This is a genomic window from uncultured Aquimarina sp. (assembly GCF_947496855.1).
In the GTDB taxonomy this organism is placed as follows: Bacteria; Bacteroidota; Bacteroidia; order Flavobacteriales; family Flavobacteriaceae; genus Aquimarina.
This window is the reverse complement of record NZ_CANMED010000001.1, coordinates 1,152,241-1,169,820: the sequence shown is the minus strand read 5'-3', so window position 1 is coordinate 1,169,820 and position 17,580 is coordinate 1,152,241. Positions and strand designations below refer to the sequence as shown.

The 17,580-nt window shown below is 32.1% G+C and carries 14 protein-coding genes and 3 tRNA genes; 13 read left to right on the top strand and 4 right to left on the bottom strand.

Going from position 1 to position 17,580, the window contains the following annotated elements; translation table 11 throughout:
- The first annotated feature begins 25 nt into the window (after positions 1-25).
- The 4 genes from Q0921_RS05215 (at position 26) to Q0921_RS05200 (ending at position 4,162) form a co-directional block, all read left to right on the top strand.
- The gene (locus Q0921_RS05215) at positions 26-1,078 is read left to right on the top strand and encodes an aldose epimerase family protein (protein WP_299254256.1); all 1,053 of its coding nucleotides are present in this window, start codon (positions 26-28) and stop codon (positions 1,076-1,078) included.
- 40 nt (positions 1,079-1,118) lie between these two features.
- The gene (locus tag Q0921_RS05210) at positions 1,119-2,141 is read left to right on the top strand and encodes an L-rhamnose/proton symporter RhaT (protein WP_299254253.1); all 1,023 of its coding nucleotides are present in this window, start codon (positions 1,119-1,121) and stop codon (positions 2,139-2,141) included.
- Positions 2,142-2,213: 72 nt separating this feature from the next.
- Entirely contained in the window at positions 2,214-3,794 is a 1,581-nt protein-coding gene (locus Q0921_RS05205; protein ID WP_299254250.1) for a solute:sodium symporter family transporter, read from the top strand.
- A gap of 59 nt (positions 3,795-3,853) precedes the next feature.
- Positions 3,854-4,162, top strand: coding sequence for a hypothetical protein (locus Q0921_RS05200; RefSeq protein WP_299254248.1), 309 nt, complete (start codon positions 3,854-3,856; stop codon positions 4,160-4,162).
- Between the two features lie 665 nt (positions 4,163-4,827).
- On the opposite strand, the gene Q0921_RS05195 is transcribed toward Q0921_RS05200, so the two are convergent.
- From Q0921_RS05195 to Q0921_RS05185, 3 genes are all read right to left on the bottom strand, one after another.
- A tRNA-Arg gene (locus Q0921_RS05195) sits at positions 4,828-4,901 on the bottom strand.
- Between the two features lie 15 nt (positions 4,902-4,916).
- Positions 4,917-4,991 (bottom strand) — tRNA-Pro (locus tag Q0921_RS05190).
- 58 nt (positions 4,992-5,049) lie between these two features.
- Positions 5,050-5,136, bottom strand: a tRNA-Ser gene (locus Q0921_RS05185).
- 281 nt (positions 5,137-5,417) lie between these two features.
- Between Q0921_RS05185 and Q0921_RS05180 the strand changes: the two genes are divergently transcribed.
- The 4 genes from Q0921_RS05180 (at position 5,418) to Q0921_RS05165 (ending at position 11,019) form a co-directional block, all read left to right on the top strand.
- Positions 5,418-7,013, top strand: coding sequence for a hypothetical protein (locus Q0921_RS05180; protein WP_299254245.1), 1,596 nt, complete (start codon positions 5,418-5,420; stop codon positions 7,011-7,013).
- A gap of 787 nt (positions 7,014-7,800) precedes the next feature.
- A complete protein-coding gene (locus tag Q0921_RS05175; RefSeq protein WP_299254242.1) occupies positions 7,801-8,820 on the top strand; it encodes a hypothetical protein in 1,020 nt (339 codons plus the stop codon).
- 120 nt (positions 8,821-8,940) lie between these two features.
- Positions 8,941-9,270, top strand: a complete 330-nt coding sequence (locus Q0921_RS05170) for a hypothetical protein (RefSeq protein ID WP_299254239.1) — start codon at positions 8,941-8,943, stop codon at positions 9,268-9,270.
- 141 nt (positions 9,271-9,411) lie between these two features.
- The gene (locus Q0921_RS05165) at positions 9,412-11,019 is read left to right on the top strand and encodes a hypothetical protein (RefSeq protein WP_299254235.1); all 1,608 of its coding nucleotides are present in this window, start codon (positions 9,412-9,414) and stop codon (positions 11,017-11,019) included.
- Positions 11,020-11,095: 76 nt separating this feature from the next.
- Here Q0921_RS05165 and Q0921_RS05160 read toward each other — a convergent pair whose 3' ends face one another.
- Positions 11,096-12,334 (bottom strand): NAD(P)/FAD-dependent oxidoreductase, encoded by a 1,239-nt coding sequence (locus Q0921_RS05160; protein WP_299254232.1) that lies wholly within the window; start codon positions 12,332-12,334, stop codon positions 11,096-11,098.
- A gap of 103 nt (positions 12,335-12,437) precedes the next feature.
- Here Q0921_RS05160 and hutH point away from each other — a divergent pair, with 103 nt between their 5' ends.
- The 5 genes from hutH to Q0921_RS05135 all read left to right on the top strand — a co-directional run bounded on the left by hutH (position 12,438) and on the right by Q0921_RS05135 (position 17,574).
- On the top strand, positions 12,438-13,967 hold the full coding sequence (gene hutH, locus Q0921_RS05155) for a histidine ammonia-lyase (protein ID WP_299254229.1): 1,530 nt from the start codon (positions 12,438-12,440) through the stop codon (positions 13,965-13,967).
- A 101-nt stretch (positions 13,968-14,068) separates the two neighbouring features.
- Complete coding sequence (locus Q0921_RS05150) at positions 14,069-15,208, top strand: WG repeat-containing protein (RefSeq protein ID WP_299254227.1); 1,140 nt, start codon at positions 14,069-14,071, stop codon at positions 15,206-15,208.
- Between the two features lie 138 nt (positions 15,209-15,346).
- The gene (gene fabG, locus Q0921_RS05145) at positions 15,347-16,078 is read left to right on the top strand and encodes a 3-oxoacyl-ACP reductase FabG (protein ID WP_299254224.1); all 732 of its coding nucleotides are present in this window, start codon (positions 15,347-15,349) and stop codon (positions 16,076-16,078) included.
- A gap of 6 nt (positions 16,079-16,084) precedes the next feature.
- Entirely contained in the window at positions 16,085-17,302 is a 1,218-nt protein-coding gene (locus Q0921_RS05140; RefSeq protein ID WP_299254221.1) for a beta-ketoacyl synthase, read from the top strand.
- A gap of 26 nt (positions 17,303-17,328) precedes the next feature.
- Entirely contained in the window at positions 17,329-17,574 is a 246-nt protein-coding gene (locus tag Q0921_RS05135) for an acyl carrier protein (RefSeq protein ID WP_299254770.1), read from the top strand.
- Positions 17,575-17,580 lie beyond the last annotated feature (6 nt).

The following is a 17,580-nucleotide window of genomic DNA, read 5'->3' as shown; positions in this document are numbered from 1 at the left end:
TAATAATCACTCATTTTAATCGCACATGAAAGTAGAAAAAATAAAATTTGGCACCGTTGAAAATAACATAGTATCGCTTTATCAATTATCCAACAAGAATGGAATAGTGGTGAAAATATCAAATTACGGAGCAACAATCACTTCTATTCTAACACCAGATAATAAAGGTAATTCCAGAGAAATTACATGTGGTTTTGAACGTGTAGATAGATATTTCTCTGATGAGTATAAAAATAATGCTCCTTATTTTGGAGGAACAGTAGGCCGATGTGCATCAAGAATTCATGAGGGTAAATTTACAATAGATGATAAAGTATATAATCTAGTCGGCAATGATAGAGGTAATCATTTACATGGAGGAACCCAAGGATTTGATAGGAGAATATGGAATGTACAAAAATGTAATGAAGAACAAGATCAAGTTACACTAATAATGAGCTTGCATAGTTTGGATATGGAAGAGGGATATCCTGGTAATGTTATTGTAGTTACAAGTTTTACACTTACTAATAATAATGAATTGATTATCTCATATGAAGCTGATACAGATAAAGCAACTCCCATTTCGTTGACAAATCACTCATATTTTAATTTATCTGGGTTTAGAGAAACTGTACATGATCATAAAGTAAATATATATTCAGATGCTTTTTTAGAAGGAGATGAAAAAGGTGTTCCGCAAGGAGGAGTTGTAAAAGTTGAAGGAAGGCCTGAAGATTTCAGAAAAGGTAAATTACTCAAAGAAGCCTTAGATCATATGGAAACTGGTTTTGATCATTATTTTTTATTTTCAAAAGATTTTAAATTAAAAAAAGTAGCTTCTTTTGAGCATTCTGAAAGTGGAAGATGTATGGATGTTTCAACAACAGAACCTGGAATGTTGTTTTATTCAGGATATTTTACTTCAGACTTACTAAAAAGGGAGAATGGTGATCAGTATGGTCGGTATAAAGCATTTTGTTGTGAAACACATCGATATCCCAATGGGGTCAATTTAGATGGAGCACCTAAGGCAATTACACATCCTGGAGAACCGTATACTAGCAAAACCATATTTAAATTTTATACGTCTAATTAGATATATAAAACACATTTTCAACTTATAAAATTCAATAATTATGACAATAGGAATACTATTTGCTGTCCTTGCGGGATTAATGCTAGGGCTATACGCATTACCGGAAAAATACACTAAAGGCTACGAATTCGAGAATACTTGGGGTATGATGTTTTTTATCAACATGCTTGTTATTCCTATTACAGCTGGTTTTTTACTAATTAATGGATTTAATGAAATTATTAGTAATATACCAATCGATATTTTATGGAAAATGGCACTTGCTAGTATTCTTTGGGGTATTGGAGCAATGATGTGGGGTAAAGCTATTAATTATATTGGCTTGTCTTTAGGCTTTTCTATTTTTATAGGGACTGTTATATTAGTAGGATCATTATTACCATTTTTAGTAGACGGCTTGCCACCAAATAACGTATTTGTAGTAATGTTTCTAGGGATTTTAGTGGTATTATTAGGAGTGTTTTTCAATGGTAAAGCAGGGATGTTAAGACAAGCTGCTAACGACCAAAATAGTAGTAGCGAAGGAGCCTCCTCTAAATCGTCTTCTATGACTATTGGTATTATTATCGCTATTGTTGGTGGATTGTTGGCTACAGGCTTTAGTTATGCAAATGCCTATGGCAGGCCTTATTTACACGAAGCTTGTCAGAACGCAGGAAACCCAGATTGGATTACCGCTGTGATGGTAATGGTTGTTATTTATGTCTCTGGGGCACTCTTTGTAATCCCTTATTTTATTTATCAGTTAAGTGCCAAAAAATTATGGAGTAAATTTAGTTCAATACATACCCCTAAGAATTTATTTTTCACTTTTATTATGGCGTTATTAAACTTTGCTGCTTCAGGAACCTTTGCATTTGCTGCCTATAAATTAGGATCTTCAGGAAATACCGTTGGGTATGCTATTTTTAATACGGCATGTGTGGCAATAGCTATTATTACCGGAATACTTACAGGCGAATGGAGCAAAACGGGTACTAAGCCTAGAAAAATACTTTATTTAGGATTGATTGCTATGATTTTTGGGGTTATTATTATTGCTTCAGGGAATGCACTGCGTTAGTCCAAAGTTGTTATAGAAATGTAATCATTCCTTCAATAACTTATTACTCAAAGACATTATAATTAAAACTTTATGGGCATTATCACTTTTCTTAGCTTTACCCTTTTGGTAGCCGTTATTTCCTATTTTTCAACACGAAAGACCGATGAAAAATCTTCTACCGGATATTTCCTAGGAGGAAGAAGTCTTACAGCTCCAGTAATTGCAGGTTCGCTATTGCTTACTAATCTTTCTACAGAGCAAATTGTAGGCCTTAACGGGCAAGCCTTTTCAGAAGGGATTTTGGTAATGGCTTGGGAGACGTTAGCAGCTATTGCTATGGTGGTTACCGCCCTGTATTTATTACCTAGGTATTTAAAAGAAGGATTAACTACGATCCCACAGTTTTTAGAAAAAAGATATGATGTTAATACTAAATCTATTACTTCTGGATTATTCCTTACTGGTTATGTAGTAGTTCTTTTACCTATTGTTTTGTATTCTGGATCATTAGCTATTAGTACAATTTTTGATATCCCAGGTTTACTTCAAGTTGATAAAACCATTGCACTATGGATTACTGTTTTTTCAATTGGGATTATTGGTTCTGTTTACGCCATTTTTGGAGGGCTTAAAGCAGTAGCTGTTTCGGATACGATCAATGCTGTAGGTCTTTTGATAGGTGGATCTATGATTCCGGTTTTAGGTCTTATGCTTATAGGAGATGGGAATATAATTGAAGGTTTTACTACATTGTTTGAAGCTAATAAAGATAAATTTACATCTATTGGTAACGAAGATTCTTCAATTCCTTTTAGTACAATATTTACAGGGATGATGTTAGTACAGTTGTTTTATTGGGGAACTAATCAAGCAATTATACAAAGAGCTTTGGGAGCTAAAAATTTAAAAGAAGGTCAAAAAGGAATGATGTTAGCCGCTTTTATTAAAGTATTAGGACCGATATTGGTTGTGTTACCAGGTATAATTGCGTTTCATCTTTATGGAGATAGTATCACTAATCCTGATGAAGCATATCCTACTCTAGTTAAAAAAGTATTACCCCTTTCAATGGTAGGTTTTTTTGCGGCGGTTTTGTTTGGTGCAATTCTTAGCTCATTTAATTCGGCATTAAATAGTTCGGTGACATTATTTGGTATAGATATTTATAAAGAATATATAAACAAAGGAGCTTCGGAGATCCAAGTAGTAAAAGCCGGAAAACTATTTGGAGTTGGGTTGGCATTTTTATCAATGTTTATAGCGCCTTTGATTGCGAATGCACCTTCGGGTTTATTTGGATATTTACAACAAGTCAATGGATGCTATACGATTCCTATTTTAACGATTATCATCGTGGGATACCTCACAAAAAAAATACCTGCTATTGCAGCAAAAATAGCAATTGTTTCTGGAGCAGTAATCTATCTGATTTATGTAGTATTAGATAATACGATACTAAAAAATACTTTTCCTCATTTTTTACATGTTCAAGGATTTCTGTTTTTGTTAAACGTTCTGATAATGATTTTAATAGGTAAATTATATCCCAGAAAAGAAGCTTTTCAAATTGAATATACACGAGAGGTCGATATTAAACCATATAAGTATGCAATACCTGTGGGATTGCTTATTTGTATACTAGTAATAAGTATATATTTAGTTTTTAGCTAACAATATGATTGTAGTTAATTCGTGAGATAAAACATTAAGATCTTTTAAAAATAGAAGTTGTGAAAACCATTTTAATATTATTAGTCATTATTATATTCAACGGCTACAGTTGTAACGATAAATTTTATGATAATAAATCAAATAACAAAAAAGATTCCATAGTAGCTCCTTTTACTGGAATCGATACCATAACGACAAATGACTGGTGGAATAGAAAGCCTAATGAGATAATAGATGTTAACGTCAAAAGAAAAGATGTAATTGCATTTGGGATTTGTACCACTTATAATAATAAACTTAAACTTAGTGCACAGTTATTTCCGTTGTATCCGGAAGAAACGAGAGAGGTTCGGGATACGGTCTTATAAGGTTTTAATAAGAAAGAAAAAGAAGTCACATTTGAGTGTTGGCTAAGAGATGTTGACGTTTCAATTAAAGAAGCAGAGCAATTTAAAGGATTCCCTCTTAAAGTAAACATCAATAACAAATAGAATTAAAATAACAGGGTAGCGGTTAGTAGATGGCTACTTGTTTTTAATTGAAATACCCGGAAATTTTCTGGTTAAGCGCAGTCGAAACCTGTTTTTTTTTAAGAATAGTTCTCGACTCCGCTCGAACTGATAGTAGTAATTGTTTTAAAATTCATAATAAAGATTCGTAATTTTTCCCTCTATTTAATGATTATTAAACAAAAACAAATTAACGAAAATTTTTGCATTCGGTGAACTAGGGTTTATTTGTTCGCACAGTGTTGTATAACTTCAGAAAAAAGGGGTCGAAGTAGTTATTATATAGAATTGTTTTCATTCATTAAGGAATGTATTAAACTGAATTAAAAAAATCACTGGAAAAAACCCTGTTTTTGAAAAAATCGATCTTAGCACGTTTTATAAGTCACAGATCAAAGAATGTTTTCTGAATTTGTTGTTTCGTAAATTGCAATTGTAGTGGTCACTTTTTGAAGTTTGTTTCATTACTCTTTGATGAAGAACATAAAACAAAAAAGTCTCACTTTTTTAAGTGAGACTTTTTGTGAGCCCGATAGGATTCGAACCTATGACCGCCTCCTTAGAAGGGAGGTGCTCTATCCAGCTGAGCTACGAGCCCGTAACTCTAATAATGTCGGGGTGGCAGGATTCGAACCTGCGACCTCCGCGTCCCAAACGCGGCGCGATAACCGGGCTACGCTACACCCCGAAGTGTAACTTTTCAAAATAATAATAATTAAAATTAAATTATTATTCTAAAATATTAGCGGAGAGACAGGGATTCGAACCCTGGGTACCATTACTGGTACGACGATTTAGCAAACCGTTCCTTTCGGCCACTCAGGCACCTCTCCAAATTCATTATTTTATATGAACTCCACATTAATATCTCAAATGCGGATGCAAATGTAGCTTTTATGAGACTACAATGCAACATTTTTTTAGCATTATTTTAGTTTTATATGTGTCAAATTTTTAAAAAGTTGAAAATCAGTTTTTTCATTGCAAATAAATTTATAAAAAATAATAAATGAGTTTATAATTTATGAAAATAGACGTTTCATTCAAGAATCATATCTTTGTGCTACTTGACCTAATTATAGACGTTATGTATTCAGACAAAAAATCATTAAAAATGAAAATAAAGCACCTTTTTCTATTCGTATTTTTTATTAGTTCATATTCATTCGCCCAAAAACCAATCCTTTCAGAAGAATTTAATTTCAAAATTGGAGAAAAGTATAAAAGAATTAGAAGTTCTAATTCATATTATGTTGCTTCGGGAGACAGAATGGTTGCTATTAAGAAAGGAAGAAATGATATGACGATTCAGCGTTTTTCTTTAGAAGATCTTAAAGAAGATGTGAAAAAAAGACAGGTAATCGAAGATAAAGGAGATTTTCAGACGGTAATGAATCTTAATGGGAAGGCAGTTGTTTTTTATACAGTTAAGGATAAAGCGTATGCTCAAAAAATATCACTTACTGGTATTATAGCTGAGAAACCAGTTCTTGTAGGTAGTGATAAGGATAATATCAATAATGATGTAGGTTTTAAAAGTACGTATGGTTTTGATGCAGGTGGGCGGATTAATAAGTTTGTTTTTAAAAAATCATTTGATGGAACGAAGTTGTTAGTATTGTTTAGAGTAAAAACAGCTGACGACAAAGCCGATAGAATAGGAATTAGTGTATATGATTCGAATTTAAAACTAATTTGGAGTCGAAAAGTAAAATTACCTTATACAAGCAAATGGTTAGAAAATGAAGATTTTGCGATTGATAACGAAGGAAGTTTTTATATGACAGCTTCCGTATTTAATTCTCAAGCAGAAGAAAAGAACAAGTTAGATTATTCCTATAGAACAGAAGTTTTTAAAATAAAAGAGAATCCAAAAGAGATTGTTAAAAGTAAAATAGAACTATCGGGTAAATCAATTATGGATGCGGTTATTGGTTTGGATAAGCAAGGGAAAGTAAGAGTTTCCGGTTTTTATGTAAATAATGATAATAAACTAGAGGCATCAGGTCTCTTTTCTGCTAGTTTGGATGAAACTGGTCTTGTTAATTCTGTTTTAAAAAATGATATTCCAGAAGAAATAGCAAAGCAATATGCACTAAAAAGGGAAGAACGTATTAATGAAGGTACTCAGGATGAAAAGGATAAAAAAGATTTTGAAAGTTTAAAAGTTAATGATGTTGTGTATAATGAAGATGGAAGTACAGTAATTCTTGGGGAACAGCGATATGTAGAATCTTTTACCACATCTAGTTCTTCAGGTTCAAGAACGACTTACAAATATTTTTATAGAGATATAATTGTGTCAAAACTTTCTCCGGAAGGAACTGTAAAATGGTTTCATAGGTTGCCTAAATATCAAACAGGAGCTAGAGGAAAAAGGAGTATGTCATATATTAATTTTAAAAATGCAGGTAAACATTATCTATTTCATATAGACGACTTCACTAACTTAAAAAGATCTTTTGATGAGTATCCTACAAGATATTTTGATGGTAAAAAAGAGTTCTTATACCTAACTTCATATACCATAGACGATGCTAGTGGAGAAGTAACAAAAGATCCTATTCTTACGGGAAGTGATATTAGAAATTCTCGTTTGGATAATCTAGAAGTTTATAAAGTAGCAACACTGCCTAATCAAGATATGATTTTTGAAGCTTATGATGGTAAGAAGAATAATCTGTTACTTAGAGTTTCTCTAGCTAAATAATAATTTTCCTCACTGTTTTAATCAAAGTAATAAATCCTGCCCTAAAAGGGTGGGGTAATTTTACCGTAATATCTTCACTTTTGCAATTGTAATCTTTCTAAAAAGGTTTAAGTTCATTAATTGAGACACAGAAAACATGAAAAATTCTATTTTGTTGCTACTAATTGGTGCATTATGATGTTACATATACAATATTAGGTCTTGAAAAAAATGAAATTAGTTTTTGTGGCGTAACTAGTTACGTCAGAAGCTGATACTAAGTCTTTCATTTTTTTGAGAAAATGATTAATCATAGAGAGGCAAAAAACACAAGTTTTTTCTTAGTTGATATATGTCTTTGATTATAAATATATAGATTGTTATATTTGCACGAAATTTACGCTAATAAAAAAGTTAATTTTGTTGTTATTGGGTTTTTTGTCGATTCTTTTTTAGGTTTTGTAGTGAAGAGTGTTTTGTTTTTGTAATGATTGAAAAATAATCCTTAGAGAATTTTGACACTAAATTGTTTTGATGCGCTGCCTCAAAAATCTAATGTAGAAGTTATGTTATACATTCATGATTTTGAGATAGGAGATATCGGAATCAGAGCTTCACTGACAAGTGAAATTTCTAAAAAAAATAAAAATGATATAGTAACATTTGTCTTCTGTTTGACACTAATAGAAAACACGTATTTTTTGAATGAAAAGACACTTTTTAAAAGTAGATCCTTTTTTTGAAGAAGTCTTAAGTACGTTAACTTAGTTTAAAGAAAGCTAATAAAAAAATATATAAATAAATTAATATGAAAAAAATTATAGTTATCGGTTTGTTATTAATTAGTGTTATGACCTATTCACAAATTAATGTTGGTAGAAGTAGGTCTCCTATTAATTTATATGTTGTCGGGCATAAAAAAGAAGTGTTTGAAAAAGTGAAAAACACAAAAACAGTTTTTGTGTTGCCAGAAAGTTTGGATGTTGAAAAATTACAGACGCTAATAAAAGATATTTGGACCGTTAATGAAATAATTTTTATTGATCGAGAAACATTTGAAAATCAACAAGAAGATTATATCAATGCGGATTTCTCTATCATTAGACACGTAGACAGTGGTTATTCTAAGCAAAAAACTGGAGGTTTTATGGGGCCTGGAACTAGAACCGTTGGTGCTTTCATTGTGTTTAAATTTATGATGATTTCGGACTTTAAAAAAATAAGGAAAGATAAAAAAGGAAGATTGAAATATGATGCTACAAATATTGCCGAAATATTTTTCACCCCTAATATTAGATTAAGACAAGATTTTAATTATAGTGAGGGAGGGAAGATGAAAATCGGGAGTTTTGATAAGATTAACGAAAAATATGGGGAGGAACCTGGTTTCTATAATTTTGATTTAGGTTATATAAAAAATTATTTCCAAGAATTAAATAGAAAGCTTAATAACGAAGAGGTTCTAAAGATTGAAGATGGTATTGTAAATAAAGAAAAACTTAAAGAGCTTAAGGATCAAGTGCTGTATGCGCCAGAGTGGGTTTTGAAAAAATACAATGCTTTAGCTGCAACTTGGGGGAAGACAAGAACAGCTGATAAGCTTTTTGCGAAATATAATTATAAATATGAAATTATCTCTAATGAAAGTCTTAATGATAAAATATTAGCCGGAGAAGATTTTTATTACCTTATGCATACACAGTTTAATCAGAAAAAGATTATTTCTGTGATTAATAGTGTTTCAGGTGAAATAATTTATTTAGAAGAGGGTGGTTCATACAACCTTAAAGATTCTGATTTAAAAAGTATTGCGAAACTTATTAAATAATGATTGGGTGTCCTATAAGTAAAGGGCGCAATTTCCTATGTTATTTCAATACTAGAGTTCAATGCAGCTAATCTGGTTTTAAGTTTTATGTATAAAAAGATATAATAAAATTTTGCACTAATGATATTGGGTAATGGACCAGAGTACTTGAGTGCGATACCAATTTATCATAATGGACAATTAACAGTAGTGGTTAATGATGATCCTAAAAATATTGGTGTAACTAAAATCGATGACGTAAAAAAGGCAAAAAACTATACTAAAATGATACCCGCAGTTTTTTCTTTTGATGAAGAAACCGGAGAAATATCTAGAACAGATCCTGATGAATTCGAAAAGAAACAAATAGTTGTAAAACCTGCTACAAAATATAGAACGAGTTCCAATACATATTGGATTTATGGAGGTAGTAGAGAAGGAAGTTCATTAGGGAAATTAATTTTAAATTAATCTTTTAAAGAGTCGTATAAATATTCTATATGTAGATAAAGAAGAGGATAGTTTGAAGAGGCGGTTTTTTATGTACAGGGTGTGAACTACGTTTGTAGAAAAAAACTAAGAAACTAATAACTTTGTCCTAAATAAATAAATATGAAAAATAGATTTTTACTCCTATTACTTCTTATTGTGGTAAATGTATGTGCACAAGATCCAAAATTATCAGAAGAATTTACTGTGGAAGTAGGAGAGGAATATGGCGAAACCGATGGCAGATTAAAAGAGTTTTATAAATATAATGATTATGTGATAAAATTAGTTAATCATAAATCTTATGATCTGATTATCCAAAAATTTGATCCAGTTACGCTAAAAGAAATTGAACGAATAGAGAAAGTAGACTTTTTTAAAGATGTAAAAAAGGGGAGATTACTTGGAGTAGAGCGTTTAAGTGATAAACTGATTCTGCTATATCGTTTATGGGATAAGAAAGCTAAAACTACATCATTTAGAATTAGAACAATAGCTCTTGGTAGTTTGGAAATAACTGATTTTAAGACTATTGTAATCCAAAAAGGTGAAGTGTCAAGGAACTCATCTTATTATAAAACTTCTTTTGATGAAAATAAACTATTAATTGTATGCAAGCTAAAACCCCAAAAAAACAAAAGTTCTAAAAATATAGATATATTTTCTATACATGTATTTGATGAGAATGTTAACGAGATCTGGAGTAATAATGTTAAAATGCCTTATACGAAAACTACAAGTATGAACCTACGTTTTTCAATTGATAATGAAGGGAGTTTTTATTTTTTAACTAGGGTTTATAAAGACGAAAAGAGTAAAAAAAAGGCACTTTTTTTAAATCCAGAAAGTACTATAGAGTTACTAAAACTTAAAAAAGATACTGATGAGTTTACTATAAGTAAGATAAAAATGGATGGGTATTTTGTTTATGTCCCTGCGATATTTCAAAACCCAGAAGGTGGTGTTGTTGTGACTGGTACACTTGGGAAATCATTTGATGTCAAGAAAAAAGAGAGTGTGCTTGTTCCTATTGGATTTTTTATATCAAAATTTACTGAAGAAGATACTGCTGGGGAAACCAATACTTATGACTTTTCGGATTCAATTCTTAATAAATATAAAGAGGATAAAAGAATTAGTAAGAAAGCAATAAGCAAGTTGGGACCCTATTTTAAAGATATGCAAATTACAGATATGGTGTTTAACGAAGATGGGAGTACAATTTTACTAGGAGAACAAAAAAGTCAATTTTCAAACAATATGAGTAATCCTAATATTGGTATAGATATAAGATATTCGTCGAGCTTTAATGATATTTATGTTGCGAAAATTCTAGCGGATGGGACATTAAGTTGGTCTAAGAGATTGCCTAAGCAGCAGCGTGTAGATAACCGTGGTGCTTCAGAAATGTCTTTTAAGTATGTTGATCTTAACACTAAACATTATTTGTTTTATCAGGATCATATTGCTAACCTAAATTTAGATAAAGAGGTATCTCCTGGACCTTTGTGGGATCTTACTACAGGGTATCTAATGGCGTATACTATTGATGATGTTATTGGTAGTGTTAAAAAGGAGGCGGTTTTTAATTTGGTAGATGTTAATAATGGAGACAAATTAGAACATTTTGTTACTGACAATGTGTTGAAAATTTCTGATTCAGAAATATTAATTGAAGGCTTCGAAGGTAGTAGTAAAGATTTTTTGGTAAAAGTTACTACTAAGAAGTAAGGATGAAAATATAGAAACAACAAAGGAGGCAAGTGCCTCCTTTGTTGTTTCTATATTTCTTAGTAAGAAGAAATTACTAAGACATATTTTCTTCCATTTCTATCAGTTTAGCTACATTTCTAATTAAACGATTATGTTTTTTAACAAAAGGGTTTGTTTTATCCCAGACATACCCAGCCAATACAGCACATATTTGTTCTTTAAAAACAGGGTTCTCGTTTTTATGAAAAATAATCTTCTGCAGGTTTCCAGTATACCACTCTTTTACATAAGTAGAAAACACATCTACACCATCTTTTATATAGTCAACAAAATCAGCTTGCCAATCAACCTCCTGATTGTTTAGTTGTTTTACAGCTAATTTGGCAGCCAATAAACCAGTTTCTGTAGCAAACGATACTCCAGATGAGAATACCGGATCCAAAAACTCAGCACTATTTCCGGTAAGGACAAAACCATCTCCAAATAATTTGGTAACATTTTTAGAAATGTTCTCTACTTTATATGGTTCAAAAAGGTAAGGCACATCTTTAAACTGATCATAATAATATGGAGAAGTTTTCATCATTTGTTCTAAAACTTCAGTTTTATTTCCTTCGAATTTATTGATCCAATCCATAGGCCCTACAAATCCAATACTGGTGTTACCATTAGAGAAAGGGATGTACCAAAACCAAACTTCAGTCTCTATAATTTCAAAAGTTATTAAAGTTCCTTCGGTTCCTTCAGGGCGATTAATGTCTTTTACCTGGGTGAAAATTGAACCGTGTTTAGCAATTTTTGGAGAAGCTTCTAGACCAAGTTGACGCGCAATTACACGTCCAAAACCACTAGAATCTATAATGAATTTAGCTTCAATTTGACTTTCTGAACCGTCCTTGTGTTTAACAGTAGTAAAAGAATCGGTTCCATTAAATTCTACATTTGTTACCTCTGTTTCAAAATCAACACTAACTCCTTGCCTAATAATTTCATCTGTTAAGGTTTTATCGAAATGATCTCTGGGTACTTGCCAAGTCCAATCCCAACCTTCACCATACTTTTTGCTAAAGTCAAAACATCCATGAACTCCATCTTTTATAAATCGGGCACCGTATTTTTTTTCATATCCCTGTTCCATAAGGCAATCGAGAAGGCCTGCTTCTTCAAAATTATCCATGCATCTAGGAATCAAACTTTCTCCAACCTGAAATCGAGGGAATTTCGTTTTTTCAACTACCTTAACATTGATTCCATGTTTGTTCAGATAAGCAGCACTCACACTGCCTGACGGACCAGCACCAATAACCAGTACATCTACATTTTCTTTTTTCATAATTTTTAAAGGTACATTAAATACATTACATTTGCCCACGGTAAAAATAAAGAGTAAACTTTAATTTTTTTACAAATATTGGAAAAAACTTACTAATTCGCGAATGCTAATACTAAAAGAAAGGTTAGAAATAAAAGATTTTCTCAGCGTAATTTTTAACGATGAGAAGCTTGCTGTAGATGAATCAATAGTGAAAAGAGTTGATGATAGCTTTAGGTTTTTAGAAAAATTTTCTGAAAATAAAGTGATCTACGGAGTAAATACTGGATTCGGGCCAATGGCTCAATATAAGATTGATGATAAGGATAGAATAGAACTCCAGTTTAACTTGATTAGAAGCCATTCTTCAGGAACTGGTAAAGCTATGGAACCCGATTTTGTTAAGGCGTTAATGTTAGCTAGGCTTAATACATTATCCTTAGGCAAATCTGGAGTTAATGTGTCCGTAATTAGTGGTTTAAAAGATCTTATTAATAACGATATTACACCATTGATTTTTGAACATGGAGGAGTAGGAGCGAGTGGTGATTTGGTGCAATTAGCACATTTAGCGCTAGTACTTATTGGTGAAGGAGAGGTTTTCTATAAAGGAGAAAGAAGAAATACTGCTGACGTTTTTAAAGAATTGAATCTTAAGCCAATTGAAGTTAAGATTAGAGAAGGGTTAGCCTTAATGAATGGTACTTCTGCAATGACAGGAATAGGTATTGTAAATGTAATCAATGCGCAGAAACTATTAGATTGGTCAATTTCATGTTCTTCGGCCATCAATGAAATAGTAGAGGCTTATGATGATCATCTTTCTGAAGAATTGAATCATAGTAAGCTTCATTTAGGGCAACAGGATGTTGCTCGTAAAATGAGGGAACATTTATCCGATAGCCAGTTAACCAGAGACCGCACAAAACATTTGTATTCTGGTCAAAATGGAGATACCTATTTTAAAGAAAAGGTTCAAGAATATTATTCACTTCGTTGTGTTCCTCAAATTTTGGGCCCTGTTTGTGATACCATAAAACACGTAGGTAGAATATTAATTGAAGAATTAAATTCTGCAAACGATAATCCTATTATTGACGTAAAAACGGAACACGTGTATCATGGTGGTAACTTTCATGGAGATTATGTTTCTTTAGAAATGGATAAGCTTAAGCTGGTAGTAACCAAGTTATCAATGCTTGCAGAACGTCAATTAAACTATCTTCTGAATTCTAAACTTAATGATATATTACCTCCTTTTGTTAATTTAGGAAAGCTTGGGTTTAATTTCGGAATGCAAGGAATTCAATTCACCGCAGTTTCTACAACTGCAGAGAATCAAATGCTTTCTAACCCTATGTATGTTCATAGCATCCCAAATAATAATGATAATCAAGATATTGTTAGTATGGGTACAAACGCTGCCAATATAACCAAAACGGTTATCGAGAATACATTCGAGGTTCTAGCAATAGAATTAATGACCATTGTACAGGCATTGGAACATCTCGATTTTGGAGATAAGTTGTCAAGTAGAACTCAGAAGTTGGTTGAGGATATCAAAAAGATAGTTCCTCCTTTTACTAAAGACTATATTACATATCCTTTTGTTCAAAAAGTTAAAGATTTTTTGAAGGAAAATGATGCCTACTAAATATTTTGAATTAAGATTTAGTTTATAAACCTTATAAAATTATACATGTTTACTTGTGTTTAATTTTTGGCACTAAATAATAAACCTTAAATATAAATATGATGAAAAAAGCATTTTTAATTACACTAACATTAGTATTTGGTTTACAAGCAGTAATTTCTCAAGAACTTGCAAAGACAAGAGAAGGAGGGAAATTCGGATACGTTAATAAAAAGGCAGAGTTTGTAATTTCACCAAAGTATAAAAAAGCAAATAATTTTGCAGATGGGGTTGCTCTTGTTTTAGAGGGTAAAAAATGGGGATATATTAATCCAGATGGACAATGGCTTTTAGAACCTCAATTTAGTAAGGCTAAAGATTTTAATAGCGGAGTTGCTATAGTTCTAAAAGAAAAAGAATGGATCTATATTGATAAGAAAGGTAAGGAATTAGCGTATTCTGATGCAGAAAAAATATATCCTTTTAAAAATGGTGTAGCCTTTGTTAGAAGCGAGGATATGGTGGGTTTGATGAATCCGGAAGGACAGGTTATTGTAAAACCGGCATATAAAGTTATTAAAGGCTTTCAGAATGGATATGCTAGATTTGCTAATCAATCGGGACAATGGGGGATTATTGATAATAAAGGAAACGTTGTAATTAAACCAGAGTATACATCAATTGGTAATTATGTAAATGGTGTTGCGAGAGCTGAAAAAGGAGAAGATGTTTATGGTATTGTTAAAGATAACTCCTTCAATAAAGTAGATGGAGCTACTAAGCTTTGGGATTTCAGAAGTGGTGGAAAATATACAATTGCTCGAAAAGATGATAAAATAGGTTTTATTGATAAAGAAGGTAAGTGGGTTATAGAGCCTCAGTTTGTTAAGGCAAAATCTTTTAAAAATGGATATGCTGGTGTCTATGATGGTAACAAATGGGGGTTTATTGATACTAATGGTAAAGTAATTATCGATTATAAGTATAATGATGTTGATTATTTTGCAGAGAATGGACTAGCTCCAGTGAAAATAGATGATTGGGGATTTGTAAATATAAAAGGAGAATTAGTTATTGAGGCTAAGTATGGTATCACGTCAGGTAGCTTTGGGTTTTTGTCAGGAAGAGTAGCTGAAAAAGGATTTGTAGATGGATTGGCGCGGGTAAAATATAATAAGAAATGGGGCTTTTTAAAATCAGACGGGAAATTATTAGGGGATAAATGGTTTGAAAACGCAGAGCCTTTTATGAAAATTAAATAGACTTTTTAATACATTAACAACATTAGACGATTGTTAAAATTGTTAGGAATTTTTTAATATTGTTAATTAAATCTTAATTTGGAATAATTGTTGATTTTTCAATTTAATAATTATTTTGTTTTAAAACCAAAATTGTAAATGAAATACGCCCTTGTAACTGGTGGGTCCAGAGGAATCGGAAAAGCAATTGCTGTGAAATTAGCAAAAGAACTAGGGTATCCAGTTCTGATTAATTATCAATCGAATGATACTGCTGCTAATGAAACAAAAAAAATAATCGAAGATCAAGGAGGGCAGTGTACGTTGCTAAAATTTAATGTCGCAGATGTAGACAATACGCATCAGGTACTGGATAGTTGGATAACAGATAATCCGGATGCAACTATAGAAGTGATTGTTAACAATGCAGGAATAACCAGAGATGGTTTATTTATGTGGATGAAATCAGAAGACTGGCATGATGTTTTGAATATAAGCTTAAACGGTTTTTACAATGTAACAAATCATCTTATTCAGAAAATGCTAACTAATCGTTACGGTCGTATTATAAATGTTGTTTCGGTTTCCGGAGTAAAAGGAACTGCTGGTCAAGTTAATTATTCTGCAGCAAAAGGAGCGCTAGTTGCAGCTACAAAGGCATTAGCTCAAGAGGTAGCAAAACGTAAAATTACAGTAAACGCAGTTGCACCTGGTTTTATAAAAACAGATATGACGGCAGAGATGGATGAGAAAGAGTTGAAGCGTATGATTCCTGTAAATCGTTTTGGAGAAGCAGAAGAAGTAGCTGATTTAGTAACTTTTTTGGCATCTAAAAAAGCATCTTATATAACAGGGGAAGTTGTTAATATTAATGGAGGAATTTATTCATAAGAGATTATGCGAAGAGTAGTTATTACTGGAATGGGAATTTATTCTTGTATTGGAGCGAATATTGATGAAGTTAAAGAGTCATTGTATCAAGGAAAATCCGGTATTATTTTTGAACCATCTCGTAAGGAGTTTGGATATCGATCTGCGCTAACAGGAACAGTGCCGAAGCCAGACCTGAAAAAGGAGTTAAGTAGAAGACAACGTGTTAGCTTTGGCTCAGAATCTGAATATGCTTATATAGCAACAAAACAGGCATTTGATCAAGCTGGTATTGATCAAGAGTTTTTAGATAATGAAGAAATCGGTATTCTGTTTGGTAATGATAGTACGGCGGAATCGGTGATGCAAGCAATTGATAAAATTAGAATTAAGAAAGATACTACTTTGGTAGGGTCCGGAGGGGTTTTTAAATCTATGAACTCTACGGTAACCATGAATCTTTCTACTGTTTTTAAGTTAAAAGGAATTAATTTTACAATTAGTGCGGCTTGTGCCAGTGGTTCACATTCTGTTGGAATGGGATATTTACTTATAAAACAAGGGTTACAAGATTATGTGTTGTGTGGCGGAGCTCAGGAGATTAATGATTACGCATTTGGTAGTTTTGATGGATTAGGAGTTTTCTCTATAAATGAAGAAAATCCTATGAAAGCATCAAGACCTTTTGATAGTAAAAGAGATGGATTAGTACCAAGTGGTGGCGGTGCAGCTTTATTTATGGAGTCTTATGAAAGCGCTGTAAAAAGAGGAGCGACGATCTTAGGAGAGGTTGTAGGTTATGGTTTTTCTTCTAATGGGGATCATATTTCAACACCTAATCAAGAAGGCCCGGCTAGAGCTATGAAAAGAGCTGTAGAACAGGCTAACATTAAGCCAGAAGATGTAGATTATGTAAATGCACATGCAACTTCAACTCCAATAGGAGATGCAAATGAAGCAAAAGCAATAAATGAAGTTTTTGGGGGGTCAAAACCATATGTTAGTTCTACAAAATCAATGACGGGACATGAATGTTGGATGGCGGGAGCTAGTGAAATAGTATATTCATTAATTATGTTGAATAATTCATTCATAGCACCTAATATTAATTTAGAATCTCCGGATGAAGATTCGACCAAGTTAAATTTGGTAAAAGAAACTGTAGATAAAAAAATTGATGTATTTTTGTCGAATTCATTTGGATTTGGGGGCACAAATTCTGCAATCGTTATAAAAAAGGTTTAGAATAGAAAAAAATTACGAGAAAGATGATGGAAACAAGTGTAATTGTCGAAAAAGTAGACGAATTTTTGATAGAAGAATTCGAGGTTGAATCGGATGATATTGCTCCCGATGCGAACCTGAAGGAAACGTTAGATTTAGATAGTTTAGACTATGTGGATCTTGTGGTAGCTATTGAAGCTACTTTTGGAGTGAAATTGGTTGGAGATGATTTTGTCGGTATCGAAAGCTTCAAAGATTTTTATGATTTGATAGAAAGTAAAGTCAATATTTAAGAGACA